This window comes from Bradyrhizobium sp. USDA 4486, from assembly GCF_054057995.1.
Map to the genome: position 1 here is coordinate 5934355 of NZ_JBSRZV010000001.1, position 21046 is coordinate 5955400.

Sequence of the window (21046 nt, forward strand, 5' to 3'; positions counted from 1 at the left end):
AGCCGGCCTGGCCCGCGTCCCCTCATAATCCCAAATTACGTGACAAATACGGGCAAAGAAACCTTGATGATGCCGTCCCGCGACTGGACCGGGATCCGCTGGGCCGACGCGACCCCGGCGGAGGCGGCGCGCTGGATCGCGGTGCTGCCGCTGGCGGCGACCGAGCAGCACGGCCCGCATCTGCCGCTCGAGACCGACGTGCTGATCGCCGACGCTTATCTGGCGCGCGTGCGCGAGCTTCTGCCTGCAAGCGTTCCGGCCAGCTTTCTTCCCGTTGAACCGGTCGGGATTTCCACCGAGCATATCGACTATCCGGGCACACAGACATTGCCGACCGAAACCGCGCTGAAGCGATGGACCGCAATCGGCGAGGACGTCGCGCGGCGCGGCGTGAGGAAGCTCGTCATCATCACCAGCCATGGCGGCAACAGCGCGGGCATGATGCTGGTGGCGCAGGATCTTCGCGCGCATCAAAAACTGTTCGTGGTGACGACATCGTGGTCGCGGCTCTCAGGAGCAGACACATTGTTCCCGGCCGAGGAAGTGCGCCACGGCATCCATGGCGGCGCCATCGAGACCTCGATCATGCTGGCGCGCTATCCCGATCGAGTCCGCAAGGAAGCGATCGCGGATTTTCCGGCAAGCAGCATCGCAATGGAGCAGCAATATCGCTGGCTCTCGACGCAGCGCCCCGCACCATTCGCCTGGCAGGCGCAGGATCTCAACGCCAGCGGCGCAGTCGGCAACGCGACGCTGGCCATTGCCGAGAAGGGCGAGCGGCTGCTCGACCAGGGCGCGGCGGCCTTCTGCGAGCTGCTCGCCGAGGTCGATAAATTCGACGTGAACAGGCTCGCCAAGGGACCGCTCGGCTAGCACGCATCCTCTTGGACTCGCTCGGGAAAGAGCTTCGCGCCAGTTGAGCCTGCGGCGCTTTCGAACCGGACACGACAAGTCTCCGTCCAATTGGACACGCGGACCACAATGGACCGCCTCAACCCGGATGGAGTTTCCCATGTCGATCAAGACCAAGATTGCCGCCACAGCTCTCGCGGCCCTCGCCGTCACCGGCACCATGGCGTCCACCACTTCGCAGGCGCAGGCCAAGCCGCCCGGCTGGGTCTTCGGTGTCGGCGCCGGTATCGCCACCGCCGCTGTGGTCGGCTCCGCGATCGCCGCCAGCAACGACCCCTACTATTACGGCTATCACCGCTGCGGCTGGGTCGCCCAATACAACGCCTTCGGCCAGTACGTCGGCCGCGTTCGCACCTGCTACTGATTGAGGTACCTGAGGCCGATCTCACACGTGGATCCTGCGTCCGACACGGGCGCCTCATCCACCCCGTGTCGTGCCCCCGACCCGCCCGGCTGTTCCCCCCGGGCGGGTCATCCATTTGGGGAGCCTGGGAATTTGTTGCAGTCCCGTCACACAAGGGTGCGAACCACGACCTGCGGCAATCCGCACTAGTTGCTATTGCGAATTACTCGCAATAAGCTCCGTAGCACCTGCAGGGACTTGGGAAGAAAACGCGTCGAAACCGGATCATCCGGGGCAACGGCGAGGACAATCGGGACCTGATGACAGGATCGCCGCGAATCGGCAGGGATATCGCAGCGGGTGGGTGCATTCGCGTTTGGGGGCGTTCGTTTGACGTTGAGAGGTCACCGTTACAGGTATTTGCGCACGGCCGCGGCGATGGCCTCGGGCGTGCTGGCTTGTCCCGCCGCGAGCTTTGCTGCCGATCTGCCGCTGAAGGCGCCGGCGCTGAGAGCGGTTTATGATTGGACCGGCTTCTATATCGGCGCGCATGCCGGCTACAGCCGAGGTTCGTCGCACTTTGCCCTGAACGACGGCACTGCACGCGGCGACGGCAGCGTCTTCAGCGGCATGATCGGCGGCGTGCAGGCGGGCTACAATTACCGCTTCAACTCCGGCTGGCTGGTCGGCGTGGAAGGCGATTTCTCGTTTCCCAGCTACATCACCTCGAATTCGATCGTGTCGTTCCTGGCAACGCCGGCCAACACGGTCACGCAGCACTGGGACTACACCGCCAGCCTGCGCGGCCGCGTCGGCTACACCAGCGGCCCGTGGCTCGTCTACGCCACCGGCGGCTTTGCGTGGATGGGCGAACGCTATTTCGACGCGCCGGCCGCCGGCCAAGCTGTGCCGAAAATCCTGAACACGCGGCCCGGCTGGATCGCGGGCGCCGGCGTCGAATACGGCTTCGCACCGCATTGGAGCGCGCGGCTCGAATATCTCTACAGCCGCTTCGACGGCGCCAACGTCGCCTTCTCCACGGGGGCTCAATACAGCTCGTCTTCGCTCGACGTCCAATCAGTCAGGCTTGGCCTCAACCGCAAGGTCGATTGGCCGGGCCTGCCGGGCTACAACCCGAACAGCTCGCTGATCGACACGGAATCGGATCGCTGGGAAATCCACGGCCAGAGCACCTATCTGCCGCAAGGCTATCCGTCGTTCCCCGCCCTCTACAGCGGACCGAACTCGCTCTCGCCGTCGCGGCAGGCCAAGGCGACCTGGAGCAACAGCCTGTTCCTGAACGCAAGGCTGTGGGACGGCGGCGAGGTCTATTACAATCCCGAGCTGCTCCAGGGTTTTGGGTTGAACGACACGGTCGGGGCTGCCGGCTTCCCCAATGGCGAGGCGCAGAAGTCGAACTTTGCCTACCCGCACTACAACACCTCGCGCCTGTTCGTGCGCCAGACCTTCGGCTTCGGCGGCGAGCAGGAGGAGCTTGCGAGCGGGCAATTGCAACTCGGCCAGAAGGTCGACGTGTCCCGCCTCACCGTGCAAGCCGGCAAGTTCGCGGTGATCGACGTGTTCGACGGCAATGCCTATGCCAAGGACACCCGCAAGGACTTCATCAACTGGTCGATCTGGGCGCCCGGTGCCTTCGACTATTCCGCCGACAAGGTCGGGCTCACCTACGGCGTCACCGCCGAGCTCAACCAGAAGCAATGGGCACTGCGCGGCGGCTATTTCCTGATGGTCGCGGAGTCCAATTCAAATCACTTCGACACCAGGGTCGGCGAGCGTGGCCAGTACGTGCTCGAGCTTGAAACGCGCTTCTCCCTGTTCGGCCAGCCCGGCAAGCTCAGGACCATGGGCTGGGTCGACAGCGCCAACATGGGCAGCTTCCGCGAGACGCTCGACAACCCGGCGCTCAATCTCGACATCGCGCAGACCCGGCGCGGCCGGCTCAAGGTCGGCTATGTCGTCAACCTCGAGCAGGCGATCACCGAGGATCTCGGACTGTTCGGCCGCTGGAGCTGGAACGACGGCAAGACCGAGACGCTTGCGTTCACCGACATCAACCGCAGCCTGTCCGGCGGACTGTCGATCAAGGGCACCAAATGGGGCCGGCCCGACGACGTGATCGGCATCGGCGGCGCCATCAACGGACTGTCGCAGGACTATCGCGCCTTCCTCGCTGCGGGCGGCCTCGGCGTGCTGGTCGGCGACGGTGCGCTGAACTACCGCAACGAGCGCATCCTCGAAACCTATTACGCCTACGCCCTGAACAAGAATCTCACCCTCACCGCCGACTACCAGCTCATCGTCAATCCCGCCTACAACGCGGATCGCGGCCCGGTGTCGGTATTCTCCGGACGGCTGCACGGCGAGTTCTGAGCTGCGGCGCGCGCCTCGTCCTTCGAGACGCCCGCTTCACGGGCTCCTCAGGATGAGGCTAAGCGGCATCGGTGCCCGTCGGAATTGTTGCTACGCACTCCGCCTCATCCTGAGGGCCCGCTGCAGGCGGGCGTCTCGAAGGATGCGCCACAGAGACGCCGCTCTTCAAATCCGGTCGCGCGCCCCGGCGGCCAGGTGTGTTCGATCCTTACGCCGCGCGGATCGCGTCCAGGAATTTTCCGACCTCGACCTTGAGACGGCCGCTCTCGCCGGACAGCGATCTGGCCGCCGTGAGCACGTTGGAGGAGGCCGATCCGGTCTGGCTCGCGCCGCGCTGCACGTCGACGATGCTGGCGGAGACCTGCTGGGTGCCGCGTGCGGCCTGCTGCACATTGCGGGAAATCTCCCGCGTGGCCGCGCCCTGCTCCTCGACAGCCGAGGCGATCGCGGACGCGATCTCAGACATGCGGGTGATGGTGTCGCCGATCGCCTTGATGGCGCCGACGGAGTCTTCCGTCGCCGTCTGGATTTCCGTGATCTGCTGGCTGATCTCGCCGGTGGCCTTGGCGGTCTGCTCCGCCAGCGCCTTGACCTCGGAGGCGACGACAGCGAAGCCGCGCCCGGCTTCGCCCGCGCGCGCCGCCTCGATGGTGGCGTTGAGCGCCAGAAGATTGGTCTGGCCCGCGATCTGGCTGATGAGCTCGACGACGTCGCCGATCCGGCCCGCGGCCCTGGCGAGCTCGCCGACATGGCCGTTGGTGCGCTCCGCCTGCTGCACCGCCTCGCCGGCGATGCGCGCGGAGTCCTGGACCTGACGGCTGATCTCGTCGACCGAGGAGGCCATTTCCTCGGCCGCCGCGGCAACCGTCTGCACGTTGGTGGAGGCCTGCTCCGAGGCGGCGGCAACGGTCGCGGTGACCTTTTCCGATTGATCGGCCGAGCTGGTCAGCGTTCCAGCCGAGACCTCCAGCTCCGACGATGCCGACGAAACGGTATTGATGACGTCACCGATCATGGCCTCGAACTCGCGCGCGAGCTGGTCCATGCGCTGGCTGCGCTTGAGCCTGGCCTCGGCCTCGACCGCGGCAGCCTCGTCGGCGGCCCTCTTGGCGAGCAGCGAATCCTTGAAATGCTGGAGCGAGCCGGCCACCTGGCCAATCTCGTCGTTCCGGCCGGTCGCGGGGATCTCGACCTCCTGCCGTCCGGCGGCGAGCGTTCCGATCACGTCCGCGAGCCGGCCGAGCGGCGTCACCACGCGGCTGCGCAGCATCATGGTCACGCCCGCGAGCGTCCCGAGCAGCGCCAGCACGGCGACGGCGGCGAGCGCGAGCATCGCCAGCGCGCCATCGCGCGCGGCCGCGGCGCGCTCGGCCGCTTCCGCCAGCGCGGCGTCGCGCACGCCGTAGAACATCTGGATGGCCGGCACGATGACGCTCGCGAGTTCGTCGGCGCTGATGCCATACTTGCCGTCCGCTCGCGCGGCAGGCATCTCCTTCTCGACCGCAAGCGCGGCCTTGCCGAAATAGGACTCGGTTGCCGCCTTCAATGCGGCGGCGATCCGGGGCGGGCTTCCGAGCTGGTCGACGCTGGCCTCGATGTGTTCGCGATCGGTCTCCACCCGGCCCTGCATGCGGTCCATCAGCGAGAACTCGGCTGTCGTGAGCGGCCGCCGCGCGCTCAGCGCCGGCGACAACGTGGCGGCGCGGCTGCCGGCGGAGACGCGCAGATCTTGAGCCGTGCGTGCCAGGCTCAACAGCGCCGCAAGCGAGGAGTCGGTATTGACGACCTTCCCCTCCAGCCGGTTCATGATCGGCTCGATATTGGCGATGACCTCGGCGACGCCGGGCAGGAAGCCCTTGATCACGGCGCCGTCGCGCGCAGCGAGAGGAACGCTCATCGCGCGATCAGCCGTCGTGGTGATCTCCTTCAGCCGGCGCAGGGTGCGGTCGAGACTGTCAGCCATCGATGCACCGTCATCCAGCACCATGACGGCCCGCCTTGCGCCTTCGAACGAAGCCTCGGCGGCCTTGGCGGCCTTCGCGGCACCGTCGATTTGGGCCTGCGTCGCGGCGCCTTCCTGGAAGATCGGGGAGATGTAGGGGGCGCGAAGACCGGCGACCTGCTGGCTGACCATCAGCGTCGCACCAAAGGCCTCGACCGTCTTGATCGCGTCGGAGCGGTTCGTGAAGATGCGGGTCTGGGGTACGAGCACCTCGGCGCCGAGAATGACTGCAAAAACCGTCACCGTCAGCATCGACAGTGCGAAAAGCTTCCCGATCCGCATCCTTGGGTCCCCGAATACATTCCTGCAAATGTCGACAACCTAGCTGCCCGCGGCTAAGAGCCCGTTAAGCAACGGCATGCCCGTAGTTCCGCGGATGTCGTGTCGTCGCGGGCGCGCACCGCCAAAAGGTTCCTGCAGGGTGGATGCGACAGAATTGCCGGCATCTCATCGCAAAATACCTATATCAATGCTTGTGCCGCCGGCCGGCCACACTTGCTTACAACCGGAACGTCAATGCTCTCCGTCGAACTCGTGATCGTCGTCGTCCTGATCGTCATCAACGGCCTCTTGTCCATGTCGGAGCTGGCTGTGGTGTCGTCCCGCCCGGCCCGGCTGTCGCTGCTCGCGGCCAAGGGCGTGCGCGGCGCCGAGCGGGCGCTGACGCTGGCGGCCGATCCCGGAAAATTCCTCTCGACGGTGCAGATCGGCATCACGCTGGTCGGCGTGCTCTCGGGCGCGTTCTCCGGCGCCACGCTCGGGCAGCGGCTGACGCAATGGCTGCTCGAGCTTGGCCTGTCCGCCGGGATTGCCGACATCATCGGCGTCGGCATCGTCGTCACGCTGATCACCTACGCCACGCTGATCGTCGGCGAGCTGGTGCCGAAGCAGGTGGCGCTGCGCGACCCCGAAAGCATCGCGGTCAGGGTCGCGCCGGCGATGCACCTGCTGGCGAAGATTTCGCTGCCGCTGGTGTTCCTGCTCGACGTCTCCGGCAAGCTGATCCTCACGCTGCTCGGCCGCGGCGGCAAGGCCGAGGAGAAGGTCTCGGAGGACGAGATCCACCACCTCGTCAGCGAGGCCGAAAGCGCCGGCGTGCTCGAGCCGGGCGAGAAGGAGATGATCGCCGGCGTGATGCGGCTCGGCGACCGCCCGGTCGGCGCCGTCATGACCCCGCGCACCGAGGTCGACGAGATCGATCTGAACGACCCGCCGGAAGAAATTCGCGAGATCATCGTCAAGAGCCCGCATTCGCGCTTTCCGGTCTCGGACGGCGACCGCGACAAGCCGATCGGCGTGCTCCAGGCCAAGGATCTGCTGATCGCGCATATGAACGAGCGCTCGCCGGATTTGCGCGCGCTGGTGCGCGAGGCGCCCGGCATTCCGGCCTCGGCCGACGCGCGCGACGTGCTGACGATCCTGAAGGCCGCGCCGGTTCATGTCGGCCTCGTCTACGACGAATACGGCGCGTTCGAAGGCATGGTGACCGCCGCCGATATCCTGGAATCGATCGTCGGCGCCTTCCATTCGGAGGAGGGGCCGCCGGAGCCGGCCTATGTCAGGCGCGAGGACGACTCGCTTCTGATCTCCGGCTGGATGAGCCGGTGGACGAGTTCGGCGAGCTGCTCGGCATCGAGCTGCCGCCGCACCGCTACAACACGGTGGCAGGCCTCGTGCTGCAACAGTTCAGCGTGCTGCCCAATGTCGGCGACGCCTTCGACTTCGGCGGCTGGCACATCGAGGTGGTCGATCTCGACGGCCGGCGCATCGACAAGATATTGGCGAGCCGGTTGAGTGAGGTGGAGACGGGGTGAGGCTGACCCTCCGCTGTCCGCGGGGCTTGAGGCTGGAGCTCGCGTCAAACGCGGAGCTTCACCCGAACTTCACGCCGATCCGCTTTTCCTTGCGCCACACCACGGTGCAGGGATGATGCGTGCCATTGGCGGTGACGAACAGGGTGAAATGTTCGGGGATGCCGACCGGGCTGGTGACGTCGAGCGCGGCGCCGGTGTCGGAGAAATTGCGAACGGTGCAATCGATCGCGCCGCCGCCGAACTCGATCGTTCCGGCTTTCAACACCCGATGTCGGGCCTTGTCGCGTCGCTCGTCCATGGGAACAATCTAGACCCAAAGTTGAACCGGAGGTTAAGCCCATCCTCCGCTCGCAACCATTTTCCAGTGCGCCGCCGCCGGCTTCTCACAGCGCCGGCTGGAACGTCTCCGCCTGCGCCATGCGCCAGGCGTCGCGGAAGCGCGGATCTTCCGTGCCTTCGAGCAGCTCGCCCGGGCGCAGCGCCGGATAGAGCTGGGCGAAGGATTTCACGTCGGTGGTCGAGGTGCGCTGGGTGAAGTGGATCGGGCGCAGCTCCTGCGGATGGGTGAGGCCCGCGGCGGCAATCAGCTCGGTCAGCGAGTGTAGCGTCGCGAGGTGATAATTGTGCACGCGATCGATCTTGAGCGGCACGTAGAGAGCGCGCGCCCGGGTCGGATCCTGGGTCGCGACCCCGGTTGGGCAGCGGTCGGTGTGGCAGCTCAGCGACTGGATGCAGCCGAGCGAGAACATGAAGCCGCGCGCCGAATTGCACCAGTCGGCGCCGATCGCCATCGCACGCGCCATGTCGAAGGCGGTGGCGATCTTGCCGGAGGCGCCGATCTTGATGCGGTCGCGCGCATTCATGCCGACCAGCGCGTTGTGGACGAAATTGACGCCCTCGCGCATCGGCATGCCCAGATGGTCCATGAACTCCAGCGGTGCGGCGCCGGTACCGCCTTCATTGCCGTCGACGACGATGAAATCCGGATAGATGCCGGTCTGAAGCATCGCCTTGCAGATCGCCAGGAATTCCCAGGAATGGCCGATGCACAGCTTGAAGCCGGCCGGCTTGCCGCCGGAGAGGCGGCGCATCTCGGCGATGAACTGCATCATGCCGACGGGCGTCGAGAAGGCGCGGTGCGAGGCCGGCGAGATGCAGTCCTCGCCCATGGCGACGCCACGGATCTTGGAAATCTCTTCCGACACCTTTGCCGCCGGCAGCACGCCGCCATGGCCGGGCTTGGCGCCCTGGCTGATCTTGAGCTCGACCATCTTGATCTGGTCCTCGCATGCAACGCGCGCGAAGGCTTCCGGATCGAACGTGCCGTCGAGGTGACGGCAGCCGAAATAGCCAGAGCCGATCTCCCAGATGATGTCGCCGCCCATCTCGCGGTGATAGGGGCTGACGCCGCCTTCGCCGGTGTCATGCGCGAAGTTGCCCTTCCTGGCGCCCGCGTTCAAGGCGCGCACGGCATTCGGGCTGAGCGCGCCAAAGCTCATCGCCGAGATGTTGAACACCGAGGCCGAGTAAGGCTTGGTGCAATCGGGACCGCCGATGGTGACGCGGAATTTCTCCTCGGCATGCGTCTTCGGCGCCACCGAGTGGTGCATCCATTCGTAGCCCTCGCGGTAGACGTCTTCCTGGGTGCCGAACGGCCGCTTGTCGAGCTGCATCTTGGCGCGCTGATAGACCACCGCGCGGGTGTCGCGCGAGAACGGCATGCCGTCCTTCTCGCTCTCGAAGAAATACTGCCGCATCTCCGGGCGGATCTCTTCGAGCAGGAAGCGGATATGCGCCGAGATCGGATAGTTGCGCAGCACCGCGTGGCTCTTCTGCATGAGATCGCGGACGCCGAGCAGCGTCAGGGCGCCGAAGATCGCGATCGGGATCTGCAGGATGTCGAAGATCTTGCGGTCGGCGATGCCGATGCCGACCAGAAGCGCAGTGACCACCGCGCAGGTCGTCAGCACGATGAAGCGCGGCGAGAACGGCAGCAGCAGGGTCTCTAGCATTCCCTCTTCCGCCAGTGGCAGACGTTTGGGCGATTCTTGCTTGTTGTTGGCGTCGGCCACGATCCCTCCTCTGGTCAGCATGAGGGCGGTACGATACGCCCGCGCCTGTCATACGGATATGACGCGGCCATTGTTTCAGGCTAGCGAATTCGGCCGAGCAAGATCAACCAGCCCGGCGGGCGGGTTTTGCAGTGCAGCAGAGAAGCGGGACGGCCGGGCTAATGGCCTGGACCAGCTCCCTTTGGAGCGCAGACGCGTTCCCACAAGTTCAGCTGTCGTCCCGAGCAAGCGTCAGCGCAGACGCGGGACTCGCGCGGCGATCCCGGATCGGCGCTCCGCGCTGGACAACGCTACGCGTTGCCAAGAGCTGCGCTTGTCCGGGACGACGAGTTGGGCGCCAGGATCGCGCCATCCTTTCAGCGGCGCCTACCGCTCGACGAACGCCTTCTCGATCACGAAATGGCCGGGCTTGTTGCCCGAGCCCTCGATGAAGTCGCGGCTTTCTAACATCACCTTCAGCTCTTCCAGCATCGCCGGGCTACCGCACATCATGATGCGATCGGTCGCGATGTCGAGCGGCGATTGCCCGATGTCGTTGAAGAGCTGCTCGGAGTTGATGAGGTCGGTGATGCGGCCGCGGTTGCGGAAGGGCTCGCGAGTCACGGTCGGATAATAGACCAGCTTGTCGGCGAGCAGCTCGCCGAACAGCTCGTCCTCGCGCAGGGACGCGACGAGCTTCTCGCCATAGGCGAGCTCGGAGACCTGGCGGCAGCCATGCACCAGCACGATGCTCTCGTACTGGTCATAGACGTCGGGGTCCTTGATCAGGCTTGCGAACGGCGCAAGGCCGGTGCCGGTCGAGAGCAGCAGCAGCCGCTTGCCGGGAATGAGATTGTCGGTGATCAGCGTGCCCGTCGCCTTGCGGCCGACCAGGATGGTGTCGCCTTCCTTGATCTTCTGGAGGCGCGAGGTCAGCGGACCGTCCTGCACCTTGATCGAGAAGAACTCGAGCTCTTCCTCGTGGTTCGCGCTCGCCATGCTGTAGGCCCGCAGCAGCGGGCGGCCGTCGACCTCGAGGCCGATCATGGCGAATTGGCCGTTCTGGAAGCGGAAGCCGGTGTCGCGCGTGGCGCGGAAGCTGAACAGCGTGTCGGTCCAGTGCTGGACGGAAAGAACCTTCTCTCGGTAAAACGCGCTCATGATTTTCGATATTCCGAATAATTGCGGTTTTAGGGCAAAAGCATTGCCGGCCCTGAAAACGGGGCGGACACCATTGCCATGGCGGAGGATTTCGCGTGTGTGATCTACGCCATTGAGGCCAATAATCAACCTCGTTCCGAATGCAATTGATGCCGATCAAACCGGCATTTGGCGCAGAATTGGCTGCATCATTAACGGTTTTGCTGCCGGGCCTCGTTTAAGGGCAATTTCTTTTCCCGAGGGCGATCGATGGCAGCACTTAATTTCCATCGCGCTCGCGAGAATTTCATTAAGAATAGCTCTGATTTTCACCCCGGAATGGCGCCGATTCCCGGATTTTTGCGGCTTTTGGCGACACGATACGGTCGAGACAGATGGCGAGCGGCGAGCGGATCTTCGTCCAGGCGATCAGGCGCTATTGCGCGGACCACGGCATCGCGGTCGATGTCCGCGCCGGCGGCTGGCTGATCGCGATGCACCTCGACGATCAGCGCCGCTTCGCCTTCGGCTACGATATCGGCCTCAACAGCGCCGTCGCCCATCGTCTCGCCAACGACAAATCCGCTACCGCCGATGCGCTTGCGCTTGCGGGCGTTCCCTGCATTCCGCATCACCTCTTCCTCAATCCGAAGCTGGGCAAGAATGTCGTCGGCGCCACCTGGCGAGAGCAGATGCTTGAGCTGCTTGGCGACCATCCGCAAGGCGTGGTGGTGAAGCCGAACGAGGGGACGTCGGGACGATCGGTGTTCAAGGTGACGACCGAGGCGGAACTCGACCACGCCGCCAGCGAGGTCTTTGCGATGAGCACAGGGCTCGTGATCTCGCCCTATGTCGCGATCGAGGATGAGGTCCGTGTCGTGCTACTTGGTGATGCGCCCCGCATCGTCTACAGCAAGCAGCGCGGCGCGGATTGGCGACACAATCTCGATGCCGGCGCAAAGCCGGTGCTGCTGGAGGACGGCGAGATTCGAACGGCCTGCGCGAAGCTCGCGATCGATGCCGCGAGCGCCATCGGCATCACCTTCGCCTCGATCGACGTGGTGCGCGTCGATGGGGCCTGGCGGGTGCTCGAGATCAACTCCGGCGTGATGATGGAGGCGCTGGGCAAGCTTCATCCGGAACTGGTGCAGGCGACCTATGACGCGGCGCTGGACCGGGTGTTTAAGGATGCTTCCGCGAGCACCAAACCATCACCGTCATCCTGAGGCGGCTGCTTCTTCAGCGGCCCTCGAAGGGCCACGGCCCGGGCTGTCGCTGCATCCCGGCCGCTCATCCTTCGAGGCTCGCCCAGCGTGCTCTGCACCGCCAGGCTCGCACCTCAGGATGACGGGATAGCGAGCTAATTATTCGCGCTGGCGGAATCGTCCATGGCCTTGAAGGCTTCTTCCAGCTGCAGCGAGATCGGTACGTTCAGCCGCTCGCCGGTGGGTAGCCTTGCCGTGAACCATTTATTATAGAGCGGGACGAGGTCGCGGTTGGAGCCGAGCTTGCGGAAGGCGCGTTCGACCACGGCGGAGAGCTGCGGCTCGCCCTTACGGAACATGATGCCGTAGGGATCGTAGGACAGGTAATCGCCGGTGACGCGGAACTTATCCTGCGCCTTGTGGCGCGCGATCAGGCCGGAGAGCAGGATATCATCGGTGGCGAACGCATCGGCCTTGCCGTCGACGAGCATCTGATAGGACTGCTCGTGATCGGCGCCGGTGACGATGTTCAGCCCGAGCGAAAACTTCTTGTCGGCCGCCTGGATCGCCTGCTCGTTGGTGGTGCCCTTCGTCACCACGATGGTCTTGCCCTTGAGGTCGGCCAGCTGCCGCACACCGGACGCCTTCGGCACCATCAGCTTGGTGCCGGCGACGAAGATCAACGGCGAGAACGCGACGCGCCTGGCGCGCTCGGCGTTGGCCGTGGTCGAGCCGCATTCCAGATCGACCTTGTTCTGGAGCACCGCGTCGATGCGGTCGTCCGAGGTGACCTTGACGTAGTCGATCTTCAGATTGGGATCGTCGACCTCGATGCCGATCTCCTCGACGATGGCCTCGCACAATTCGAGACTGTAGCCGATCGGCCGGCCCGACTGGTCGAGGAAGGAGAACGGCGGCGAGCTCTCGCGATAGCCGAGCCGCACGGTGTGACTGTTCTTGATCGCCGACAGCGTCGGGCTAAGCCCTTCGCTGCCGGTCTGCGCGGCGGCGCCGGTTGTCAGCAGACACGCTGCCAGCAACAGGCCGCCCGATATCGCCAATGAGCGGCGCATGATGCACCTCCGTCAATGGCCGGCCATCGCGGGCAATTCGCCGGGCACCATATCCGGCGTCGCCACCTCGCCCGGTCCGAGCTCGTGCTCGGGCCCGAGCTCGCCTTCCCACTTCGCGACCACGGCGGTGGCGAGCGAGTTGCCGATCACGTTGGTCGCGCTGCGGCCCATGTCGAGGAAGGTGTCGATGCCCATGATCATCAAGAGGCCGGCCTCGGGGATGCCGAACTGCGCCAGCGTCGAGGCGATCACCACGAGCGAGGCGCGCGGCACGCCGGCGACGCCCTTGGAGGTGATCATCAGGGTCGCGAGCATCGCGAGCTGCGTCGCGAGCGACATCTCGATGTGATAGGTCTGCGCGATGAAGATGCTGGCGAAGGTGCAGTACATCATCGTGCCGTCGAGGTTGAAGGAGTAGCCGAGCGGCAGCACGAAGCTCGAGATCCGCGACGAGGCGCCGAACTTGGTGAGGCCCTCCAGCGTCTTCGGATAGGCCGCCTCCGAGCTCGCGGTGGAGAAGGCGATCATCAGCGGCTCGCGGATCAGCCTCAGGAGATGGCTGTAGCGCGGCCCGATCACGACGAAGCCGACGACCACCAGGATGGCCCACAGGATCGCGAGCGCGAGATAGAAGCCGCCCATGAATACGACGAGCTTCCACAGCACGCCGAGACCGTTCTTGGCGACGGTGGCGGTGATGGCGGCCCACACCGCGAGCGGCGCGAACAGCATCACATAGCTCGTCACCTTGAGCATGATGTGGGCGACGTCGTCGATCATCGCCAGGATCGGCTTGGAGCGCTCCGGCATCGAGCCCATCGCCACCGAGAAGAACACGGCGAAGATCACGATTTGAAGGATCTCGTTCTGCGCCATCGCGTCCGCGATCGAGGTCGGGATCAGATGAGTCAGGAATTTCTCGATCGAGAAGGCCGAGACCGGCAGTCCGGTCGATTGCCCCGCCGCGGGAAGCGTGCCTGGGAAGTTCGCGCCGGGCTGGAGCAGATTGACCATGACGAGGCCGAGCAGCAGCGAGACGAAGGAGGCGGTGACGAACCAGCCCATGGTCTTGGCGAAGATGCGTCCGAGCCGCGAGCCGCTGCCCATATGCGCGATGCCACCGACCAGGGTCGCGAACACCAGCGGCGCGATGATCATCTTGATCAGGCGCAGGAACATCATGGCGATCAGGTTGATGGAGGACGCCCACTCGGCGCGCGTATCGGGCAGGAAGTTGAAGATCGCCGCCCCCATGACGATGCCCAGCACCATCGCGGCCAGAATGTATTGCGTAAACCTGTTCGACATTGAAAGACCCCCACTACATCGGCCGCTTCATGATGTCGCAGATATCACGGCGACGCAACACGCTTTGCGTGCACCTGCTCGGGGCGAGATGTTCCCATTGCGCGAAAAGGGCGCGCGATCTAGCCTTCATGCAGCGCACAACGAATGTGGCTTGCACGTTTTCTTTGCGGCGGCTGCATCAATAATCGTCAAACAAATGAAGAGGGAAACGCCATGAGCGGCAGCATCAATCGCCAGATCCTTCTGGTGGAAAAGCCCAGCGGCAAGCTCGGCCCCGAACATTTTCGCATGATCGATGGTGCGATGCCGGAGCCGAAGGACGGCGAGGCTTTGCTGCGCGTGCGATACATCTCGCTCGACGCCGCCAACCGCGCCTGGATGCACGGCGCGACCTATCGTTCGGCCGTGGAGGCCAACAGCGTGATGGCCGGCGGCGGTATCGCCGAGGTCGTCAGCTCGAAGGCCGAGGGACTCGCGGCAGGCGACATCGTGTTCGGCGACACCGGCTGGCAGGAATATGCCGCGGTGGCGGCAAAGCATCTGACAAAGATGCCGAAGCTGGAGCCGATGACGCATCTGCTCAGCGTGTTCGGCATCGCCGGCCTCACCGCCTATTTCGGCTTGCTGGAGGTTGGCAAGCCCAACGAGGGCGAGACCGTCGTGGTCTCCGCGGCCGCAGGCTCGGTCGGCTCGATCGTCGGGCAGATCGCCAAGATCAAAGGGTGCCGTGTGGTCGGCATCGCCGGCGGTGCCGACAAGTGCAACTGGCTGACCTCCGAGCTCGGCTTGGATGCGGCGGTCGACTACAAGGATGGCGCGGTGTTCAAGGCCTTGCGCGCGGCGGCGCCGAAAGGGATCGACGTCTATTTCGACAATGTCGGCGGCGACATTCTGGAAGCATGCCTGCCGCAGATGAACAATTACGGCCGCATCGCCTGCTGCGGTGCGATCTCGCAATATGACGGCGCGCCCTCAGCGCACGGCCCGCGCGGCGTGCCCGGCCTGATCGTGGTGAAACGGCTGGTGATGCAGGGCTTCATCGTGATGGACTACATGAAGGACAGCCAGCGCGCGCTCGCCGACCTCCAGGCCTGGGTGAAATCCGGCAGACTGAAGGTGCAGGAAGACATCATCGAGGGCCTCGAGAACACGCCGAAGGCGCTGATCGGATTGCTGGCCGGCGAGAACCGCGGCAAGCGCATGGTCAAGCTCTGACGACGCAGTAAGGTCGCAATTGCACAGCTAGTATTGACTTGCGGTAGAGGTCGAAGCGGCCAATGATGCCGCTTGCGACACATTACGCGCGACGATTGTTTGCATCACTTTTAATAAAGCGTCGGCATTACCGACAGGGCAGGAATTCACCCCAATGTTCAACACGTTGAAACATGCTTCAACGCGCACCGCGTTGCTCGCGGCGACGCTCTTCGCAACTGCAACAGGCGCATTCGCGCAAGCCCCGACCGAGGCGCAGAAGAGCGCCATCCGCTCCGCATGCCGCTCGGACTTCATGGCGCACTGCGCGAGCGTGACGCCGGGCGGCGTGGAAGCCTATCAATGTCTGGCAAAGAACATGTCCAATCTGTCGGCGGGTTGCCAAACCGCGGTCCGCGCGGTCGAGCCCGCTGCGGCTCCCAAGACCGAAGCTGCTCCCGCAAAGTCTGAGCCGGCCAAATCCGAACCAGCCAAATCCGAACCAGCCAAAACGGAAGCTGCGCCGGCCGCCGAGCCTGCGGCCAAGCCGGCAGCGGCAGCCGCTCCGAAGGCCGCGGCCGCAAAGCAACCGAGCAGCACACAGGTCGCTGCGGTCAAGAGCGCGTGCCGGGCGGATTATCCCAAGTTCTGCGCCAGCGTGCCGCCCGGCGGCGCCCCCGCGCTCGAATGCCTGGAGAAGAACAAGGCCAAGGTTTCGCCGGCCTGCGAGAAGGCCGTAACCGCCGCAGCTGGTGGCGGCGGCGTGGCAGCCGCAGCGCCAGCGGCCGGTGCTGCACCGGCTGCGGCGCCGGCCGTGATCGCGTTACGCCCGCTGCGGCCGCGCGAAGAGCTGTTCATCGTCCGCTCCGCCTGCGGCGCCGACATCCGCTCGCTCTGTACCGGCGTCGCGCCCGGCGGCGGCCGCATCATCCAGTGTATCTCCAACCAAGCCGCGTCGCTGTCGCCCGCGTGCAAGGACGTGCTCGCACCGTTCGCGGCGCGTTAGCCAACGCACACTTCACGCGCCACTGCGCGGCGTCTATCGCGCGGGCTGCGCCGGCCCCAACGCTGCCGTCGCGTCCGCAAGCCGGTTCCGGTGGCTCGCTGCACCCGGGTGCTGGTGGACGGGGTCGACGTGAAGCGCTGCCTCTGACCGCCCGGGTGGCCAATCCGGCCCGGTTTGGCTATGGTTCGCATCTAGCGGTCTCGGACAGGCGCAAACGCGTGTCCGAGAGCGGGCTTCGACGCGCCACGCCTTACCGATAATTCCGCTGGCGTGGGAGGCCGGAGCACATTAGTCTACCCCCAAGATAGTAAGTATACTGTCAATTAGGGAGGAAGACGTTGCGGATCGCCGTGATTGGCGGGGGGCCCGGCGGGCTCTACTTCGCCTATCTCTGGAAGAAGCGTCACCCCGAGGATCAGGTCGACCTGTTCGAGCAGAACCCGGCCGACGCGACCTGGGGCTTTGGCGTCGTGTTCTCCGACCAGGCCCTGGAGTTCCTGCGCGCCGACGACCCCGAGACGGTCGACGCGATCGCCCCGCACATGGAAAGCTGGGAGAACATCACGCTGAGCCTGCATGGCGACAGCGTCGCCATCGACGGCGTCGGCTTCTCCTCGATCGGACGGCTCGAGCTGTTGAGATTCTTGCAGCAGCGCGCGCTCAATGTCGGCGTCACGTCGCGGTTCGACACGCAGATCCATTCCATCGACCAGCTCAACGGCCACGATCTGATCGTCGCCGCCGACGGGCTGAACTCGCTGGTGCGCCGCGCCTATGAAGGCGATTTCGGCACCTCGCTGTCCTACTCCTCCAACAAGTTCGTCTGGTACGGCACCTCAAAGCGCTTCGACACGCTGTCGCAGACGTTCGTGAAGACTGATCGCGGCGTCTTCAACGCGCATCACTACCGCTACTCGCCGAACATGAGCACCTTCCTGGTCGAGTGCGACCACGCGACCTGGCAGGCCTATGGCTTCGCCTACAAGGACGTCGAGCAATCCAAGGGCGTCTGCGAGGAGGTGTTTGCCGACACGCTCGGCGGCCACTGCCTCGTCTCAAACAAGTCGGTGTGGCGCAACTTCCCCTGGGTCTGGAACGAGCACTGGTCGTTCAAGAACATGGTGCTGATCGGTGACGCGCTGCATTCGGCGCATTTCTCGATCGGCTCGGGCACGCGGCTCGCGATTGAGGACGCCATCGCGCTGATCAAGGCGCTGGAATCGGATGCGCATCTGTCGACGGCGCTGCATCGCTACCAGGCCGCGCGCAAACCGATCGTGCAGAAGCTCGTCAACGCCGCCCGCACCTCCGCCTTCTGGTACGAGCATTTCGCCGAGCACATGCAGCTCGAGCTGATGGACTTTGCCTACAGCTACATCACCCGCTCCGGCCGCATCGACGATGCACGCCTGCGCCATATGTCGCCCGCCTTCATGGCGCGTTACGAGGCCACCAGAAACGGCGCAGACGCCGGCGGCGAGGCTACGGCATGAGCAACGTGATTCCTGACCAGGTGCCGGCCGACAGCCCGGGGGCGCGCGAGATCGGCTTTGCCGTTCCGGACATTTACAACGCCGGCCGCGTGCTGTTCGACAATCTCGGCAAAGGCCGTGGCGACAAGGTCGCGCTGATCGGGCCGGCGGGCACGCGGACCTATGCCGAGCTGTGCGCGGAGGCATGCCGCTGGGGCAACGGCTTTGTCTCGCTTGGCTTGAAGCGCGGCGACCGTGTGCTGCTGTTCCTCGACGACACGCCGGCCTATCCGGCCGCCTTCTTCGGCGCGGTGCGCGCCGGCTTCGTGCCGCTCTTGATCAACACACTGACGCCGCCGGACCTCTTGCAATTCTATCTCGCCGATTCCGCCGCGGCGGTTGCCGTGGCGGACGCCGAGTTCTGCGCGCGCTTCAATGCCGAGGCGTGCAAGGATACGAAGCTGCACACGCTGATCGTTGTCAATGGCGATGCGCGCGGGGATGCCGCGCCTGCGGCGCTCGCGGCGGCAAGCTGGCTCGCGCAATTCCCGGCTGAACTGGCAGAAGCTCCGACGCATCGCAACGAGATGGCGTTCTGGATGTACTCCTCCGGCTCGACCGGCCGGCCCAAGGGCATCGTGCATCTCCAGCACGACATGGCGTATAGCGATGTCGCCTTTGCGCGGAACGTGCTGAAGCTGACGCCGGACGACATCTGCTTCTCGGTGCCGAAGATCTTCTTCGCCTATGGTTTCGGCAACTCCGTCACCTTCCCGTTCTCGGCCGGTGCCGCGACGCTGCTGCTGCCGGGCCAGCCGAAGCCCGCCGCGATCTTCGCAGCGATCGAGCAGTACAAACCGACGGTCTTCTTCGGCCTGCCGACGCTGTACACGTCGCTGACCAAGGCGGAGGGCGCGGACAAAACGAATTTTTCGTCGCTGCGCATGTCGCTCTCTGCGGCCGAGGTGCTCTCGGCCGAGGTCTTCAACGGCTGGAAGACGCTCACGGGGCTGGAGATCGTCGAAGGCCTCGGCTCGACCGAGGTGCTGCACATCTATCTCTCCAACCGTCCCGAGCGGAAGAAGCTCGGCGCCGCGGGCCTGCGCGTGCCCGGCTACGAGGTCGCGCTGCGCGACAAGGATGGCCGTGACGTCGGCGACAACGAGGAAGGGATTCTGTGGGTACGGGGTGATTCCAACACGCCGCTGTACTGGAACCGGCCGGACAAATCCGCCGAGACGATCCGCGATGCAGGGTGGATCTACACCGGCGACCGCTTCGTGCGCGATGCCGACGGCTTCCATTTCTTCCGCGGCAGAGCGGATGATCTGATCAAGATCTCCGGCCAGTGGGTCTATCCGCTCGAGGTCGAGCTCTGCCTCGCCGACCACCCTGATATCCGCGAATGCGCCGTGTTCGCCGCCGAGCTGCCGGACCGGCGCATGACGCTGAAGGCGGTGGTGGTGATGAACAACCGCGCGGTGGACCAGGGCGAGACGACGCGCCGGCTGCAGGATTACGTGAAAGGCAAGCTGCTGCCGTACAAATATCCGCGCGAGGTGATCTTCACCGACGAGCTGCCGAAGACGGGCACGGGGAAGATCGACCGCCAGGCGTTGCTCAGGATGTGAGACCGACGGAAGTGAGGGGCGCGCTTGCGCCGCCACACATCCGCTGTCATCGCCCGCCCTGTGCGCACTTGCGCACTGGGGCGGGCGATCCAGTATTCCCAGAGAGCGAGGGTACGGAGAAGGCGCGGCGTACTGGATTCCCCGCCGAAGCCTGTCATCGGGCTCGCCGAAGGCGAGACCCGGTGGCGGGGAATGACACCGTTATTGTTGCGAAGGCAGCATTTTACTCACCCTGCCTTGCCCAGATGCTCCAGCGCATCCTCGGCCCGGAGCGGCACGCGCGAGGCCTCGTTGTTGAGGTCGACGAGCTGTGTCAGCAGCCCCATCAGCGCCTTGCGGTCGGCGGGCTTCAGCGGCTCCAGCATGCGGGCCTGGGCGCGTTCGACGGCGGGGATGATCTCGCGCAGGATCGCTGCGCCAGCCTTGGTCAGATAGAGCAGCTTGATCCGCTTGTCCTCGGGCGCCGGCTTGCGCTCGACAAGCTCCTTGGCCTGGAGCCGCTCGATCACGCTGCCGAGCGTCGAGCGGTCGAACGCGATCACTGCCGACAGCCGCGTCGCGTCGATGCCGGGATGGGTATGGATCGCGATCAGCGCCGCGTATTGCACCGGCGTGAGATCGAACGCCTTGCACTCCTCCATGAAGATCGAAACCGCGATCTGCTGCATGCGCCGGAACAGGTAGCCCGGCGCGGCATAGACCGCGTCGATCGTGATGGGAGCCGCAGGCTTACTCGGCATCGGCCTGCTTCTCCGGTGCGGCATTGGCGAAGGCCGGCAGCGCCTTGGCCGCAGCCTCGGCCTTGAGCAGGCGCGGATAGGCTGAGACATCGACGCCGAAGCGGCGCGCATTGGCGAGCTGCGGCACCAGGCAGAGGTCGGCGAGCGTCGGCGCATCGCCGAAGCAGAACGGACCGGGCTCGTTCTTGATCAGCGTCTCGCAGGCCGACAGGCCCTCGCGGTTGACCCAGGCGGCCCAGTCCTGGACCTTCTCCTCGGCCAGGCCGAGCTCGCGCAGCCGCGCCAGCACCTTCAAATTCTGCACCGGATGGGTGTCGCAGGCGATTGCCAGCGCGAACGCCCGCACCTTGGCGCGGCGCAGCGGATCCTTCGGCAGCAGCGGCGGGTTAGGATGGGTCTCGTCGAGCCATTCGATGATGGCGACCGATTGGGTCAGAACTGCGCCCGCATCGTTCTCCAGTGCCGGCACCAGGCCTTGCGGGTTGATGGCGAGATAGGCGGGCGCGCATTGCTCCCCCTTGCGCAGGTGATGCGGCAGGTGCTCGGCGCCGAGGCCCTTGAGGTTCAGCGCGATCCGCACGCGATAGGCGGCGCTGGAGCGGAAATAGCCGTGCAGCTTCATCGAGACCCTCCCTTTTGATTTGCGCCGTCATTCCGGGGCGACGCGCCAGCGCCGAGCCGGAATCTCGAGGTTCCGGGTTCTCGCTTTGCGAGCCCCGGAACGACAGCCTCTGGTGACCGTCCGCCGCGTTGACGCTACCTAG

At 65.2% G+C, this 21046-nt stretch carries 16 protein-coding genes and 1 pseudogene; 9 read left to right on the forward strand and 8 right to left on the reverse strand.

Annotation, left to right across the window (positions count from 1 at the left end):
* Positions 1-66: 66 nt before the first annotated feature.
* From ACVWY3_RS28045 to ACVWY3_RS28055, 3 genes are all read left to right on the forward strand, one after another.
* Positions 67-873 (forward strand): creatininase family protein, encoded by an 807-nt coding sequence (locus ACVWY3_RS28045; protein WP_456841354.1) that lies wholly within the window; start codon positions 67-69, stop codon positions 871-873.
* A gap of 139 nt (positions 874-1012) precedes the next feature.
* Positions 1013-1276, forward strand: a complete 264-nt coding sequence (locus ACVWY3_RS28050) for a hypothetical protein (RefSeq protein WP_456841355.1) — start codon at positions 1013-1015, stop codon at positions 1274-1276.
* Between the two features lie 417 nt (positions 1277-1693).
* A complete protein-coding gene (locus ACVWY3_RS28055; protein ID WP_456843477.1) occupies positions 1694-3646 on the forward strand; it encodes a carbohydrate porin in 1953 nt (650 codons plus the stop codon).
* A gap of 208 nt (positions 3647-3854) precedes the next feature.
* Here the strand turns inward: ACVWY3_RS28055 and ACVWY3_RS28060 are convergent, their stop codons facing one another.
* Complete coding sequence (locus ACVWY3_RS28060; RefSeq protein ID WP_456841356.1) at positions 3855-5930, reverse strand: methyl-accepting chemotaxis protein; 2076 nt, start codon at positions 5928-5930, stop codon at positions 3855-3857.
* A 234-nt stretch (positions 5931-6164) separates the two neighbouring features.
* Here ACVWY3_RS28060 and ACVWY3_RS28065 point away from each other — a divergent pair.
* Positions 6165-7462: pseudogene (locus ACVWY3_RS28065) on the forward strand (hemolysin family protein).
* Positions 7463-7520: 58 nt separating this feature from the next.
* Here the strand turns inward: ACVWY3_RS28065 and ACVWY3_RS28070 are convergent.
* From ACVWY3_RS28070 to ACVWY3_RS28080, 3 genes are all read right to left on the reverse strand, one after another.
* Positions 7521-7760, reverse strand: coding sequence for a PilZ domain-containing protein (locus ACVWY3_RS28070; protein ID WP_456841357.1), 240 nt, complete (start codon positions 7758-7760; stop codon positions 7521-7523).
* Positions 7761-7845: 85 nt separating this feature from the next.
* The gene (locus tag ACVWY3_RS28075) at positions 7846-9474 is read right to left on the reverse strand and encodes an FMN-binding glutamate synthase family protein (protein ID WP_456841358.1); all 1629 of its coding nucleotides are present in this window, start codon (positions 9472-9474) and stop codon (positions 7846-7848) included.
* 426 nt (positions 9475-9900) lie between these two features.
* Entirely contained in the window at positions 9901-10674 is a 774-nt protein-coding gene (locus ACVWY3_RS28080; RefSeq protein WP_456841359.1) for a ferredoxin--NADP reductase, read from the reverse strand.
* 374 nt (positions 10675-11048) lie between these two features.
* On the opposite strand from ACVWY3_RS28080, the gene ACVWY3_RS28085 reads away from it, so the two are divergent.
* Positions 11049-11879 carry an ATP-grasp domain-containing protein gene (locus tag ACVWY3_RS28085; protein ID WP_456841360.1) on the forward strand — a complete coding sequence of 277 codons (831 nt, stop codon included), beginning with the start codon at positions 11049-11051 and terminating at the stop codon, positions 11877-11879.
* A 134-nt stretch (positions 11880-12013) separates the two neighbouring features.
* On the opposite strand, the gene ACVWY3_RS28090 is transcribed toward ACVWY3_RS28085, so the two are convergent.
* Complete coding sequence (locus ACVWY3_RS28090; protein ID WP_456841361.1) at positions 12014-12931, reverse strand: amino acid ABC transporter substrate-binding protein; 918 nt, start codon at positions 12929-12931, stop codon at positions 12014-12016.
* 12 nt (positions 12932-12943) lie between these two features.
* Positions 12944-14239, reverse strand: a complete 1296-nt coding sequence (locus ACVWY3_RS28095; protein ID WP_456841362.1) for a dicarboxylate/amino acid:cation symporter — start codon at positions 14237-14239, stop codon at positions 12944-12946.
* A 213-nt stretch (positions 14240-14452) separates the two neighbouring features.
* On the opposite strand from ACVWY3_RS28095, the gene ACVWY3_RS28100 reads away from it, so the two are divergent.
* The 4 genes from ACVWY3_RS28100 (at position 14453) to ACVWY3_RS28115 (ending at position 19542) form a co-directional block, all read left to right on the forward strand.
* Entirely contained in the window at positions 14453-15454 is a 1002-nt protein-coding gene (locus tag ACVWY3_RS28100; protein ID WP_456841363.1) for an NADP-dependent oxidoreductase, read from the forward strand.
* 154 nt (positions 15455-15608) lie between these two features.
* Positions 15609-16439: a cysteine rich repeat-containing protein gene (locus ACVWY3_RS28105; protein WP_456841364.1), complete on the forward strand. Its 831-nt coding sequence runs from the start codon at positions 15609-15611 to the stop codon at positions 16437-16439.
* Positions 16440-16777: 338 nt separating this feature from the next.
* Positions 16778-17932 carry an FAD-dependent monooxygenase gene (locus ACVWY3_RS28110; protein WP_456841365.1) on the forward strand — a complete coding sequence of 385 codons (1155 nt, stop codon included), beginning with the start codon at positions 16778-16780 and terminating at the stop codon, positions 17930-17932.
* On the forward strand, positions 17929-19542 hold the full coding sequence (locus ACVWY3_RS28115; RefSeq protein WP_456841366.1) for a benzoate-CoA ligase family protein: 1614 nt from the start codon (positions 17929-17931) through the stop codon (positions 19540-19542). Before ACVWY3_RS28110 ends, ACVWY3_RS28115 begins: the two co-directional genes overlap by 4 nt.
* A gap of 227 nt (positions 19543-19769) precedes the next feature.
* On the opposite strand, the gene ACVWY3_RS28120 is transcribed toward ACVWY3_RS28115, so the two are convergent.
* Positions 19770-20282: a MarR family winged helix-turn-helix transcriptional regulator gene (locus tag ACVWY3_RS28120; RefSeq protein ID WP_456841367.1), complete on the reverse strand. Its 513-nt coding sequence runs from the start codon at positions 20280-20282 to the stop codon at positions 19770-19772.
* Positions 20272-20904, reverse strand: a complete 633-nt coding sequence (maiA, locus tag ACVWY3_RS28125) for a maleylacetoacetate isomerase (protein WP_456841368.1) — start codon at positions 20902-20904, stop codon at positions 20272-20274. The genes ACVWY3_RS28120 and maiA overlap by 11 nt, the downstream gene beginning before the upstream one ends.
* Between the last annotated feature and the right edge of the window lie 142 nt (positions 20905-21046).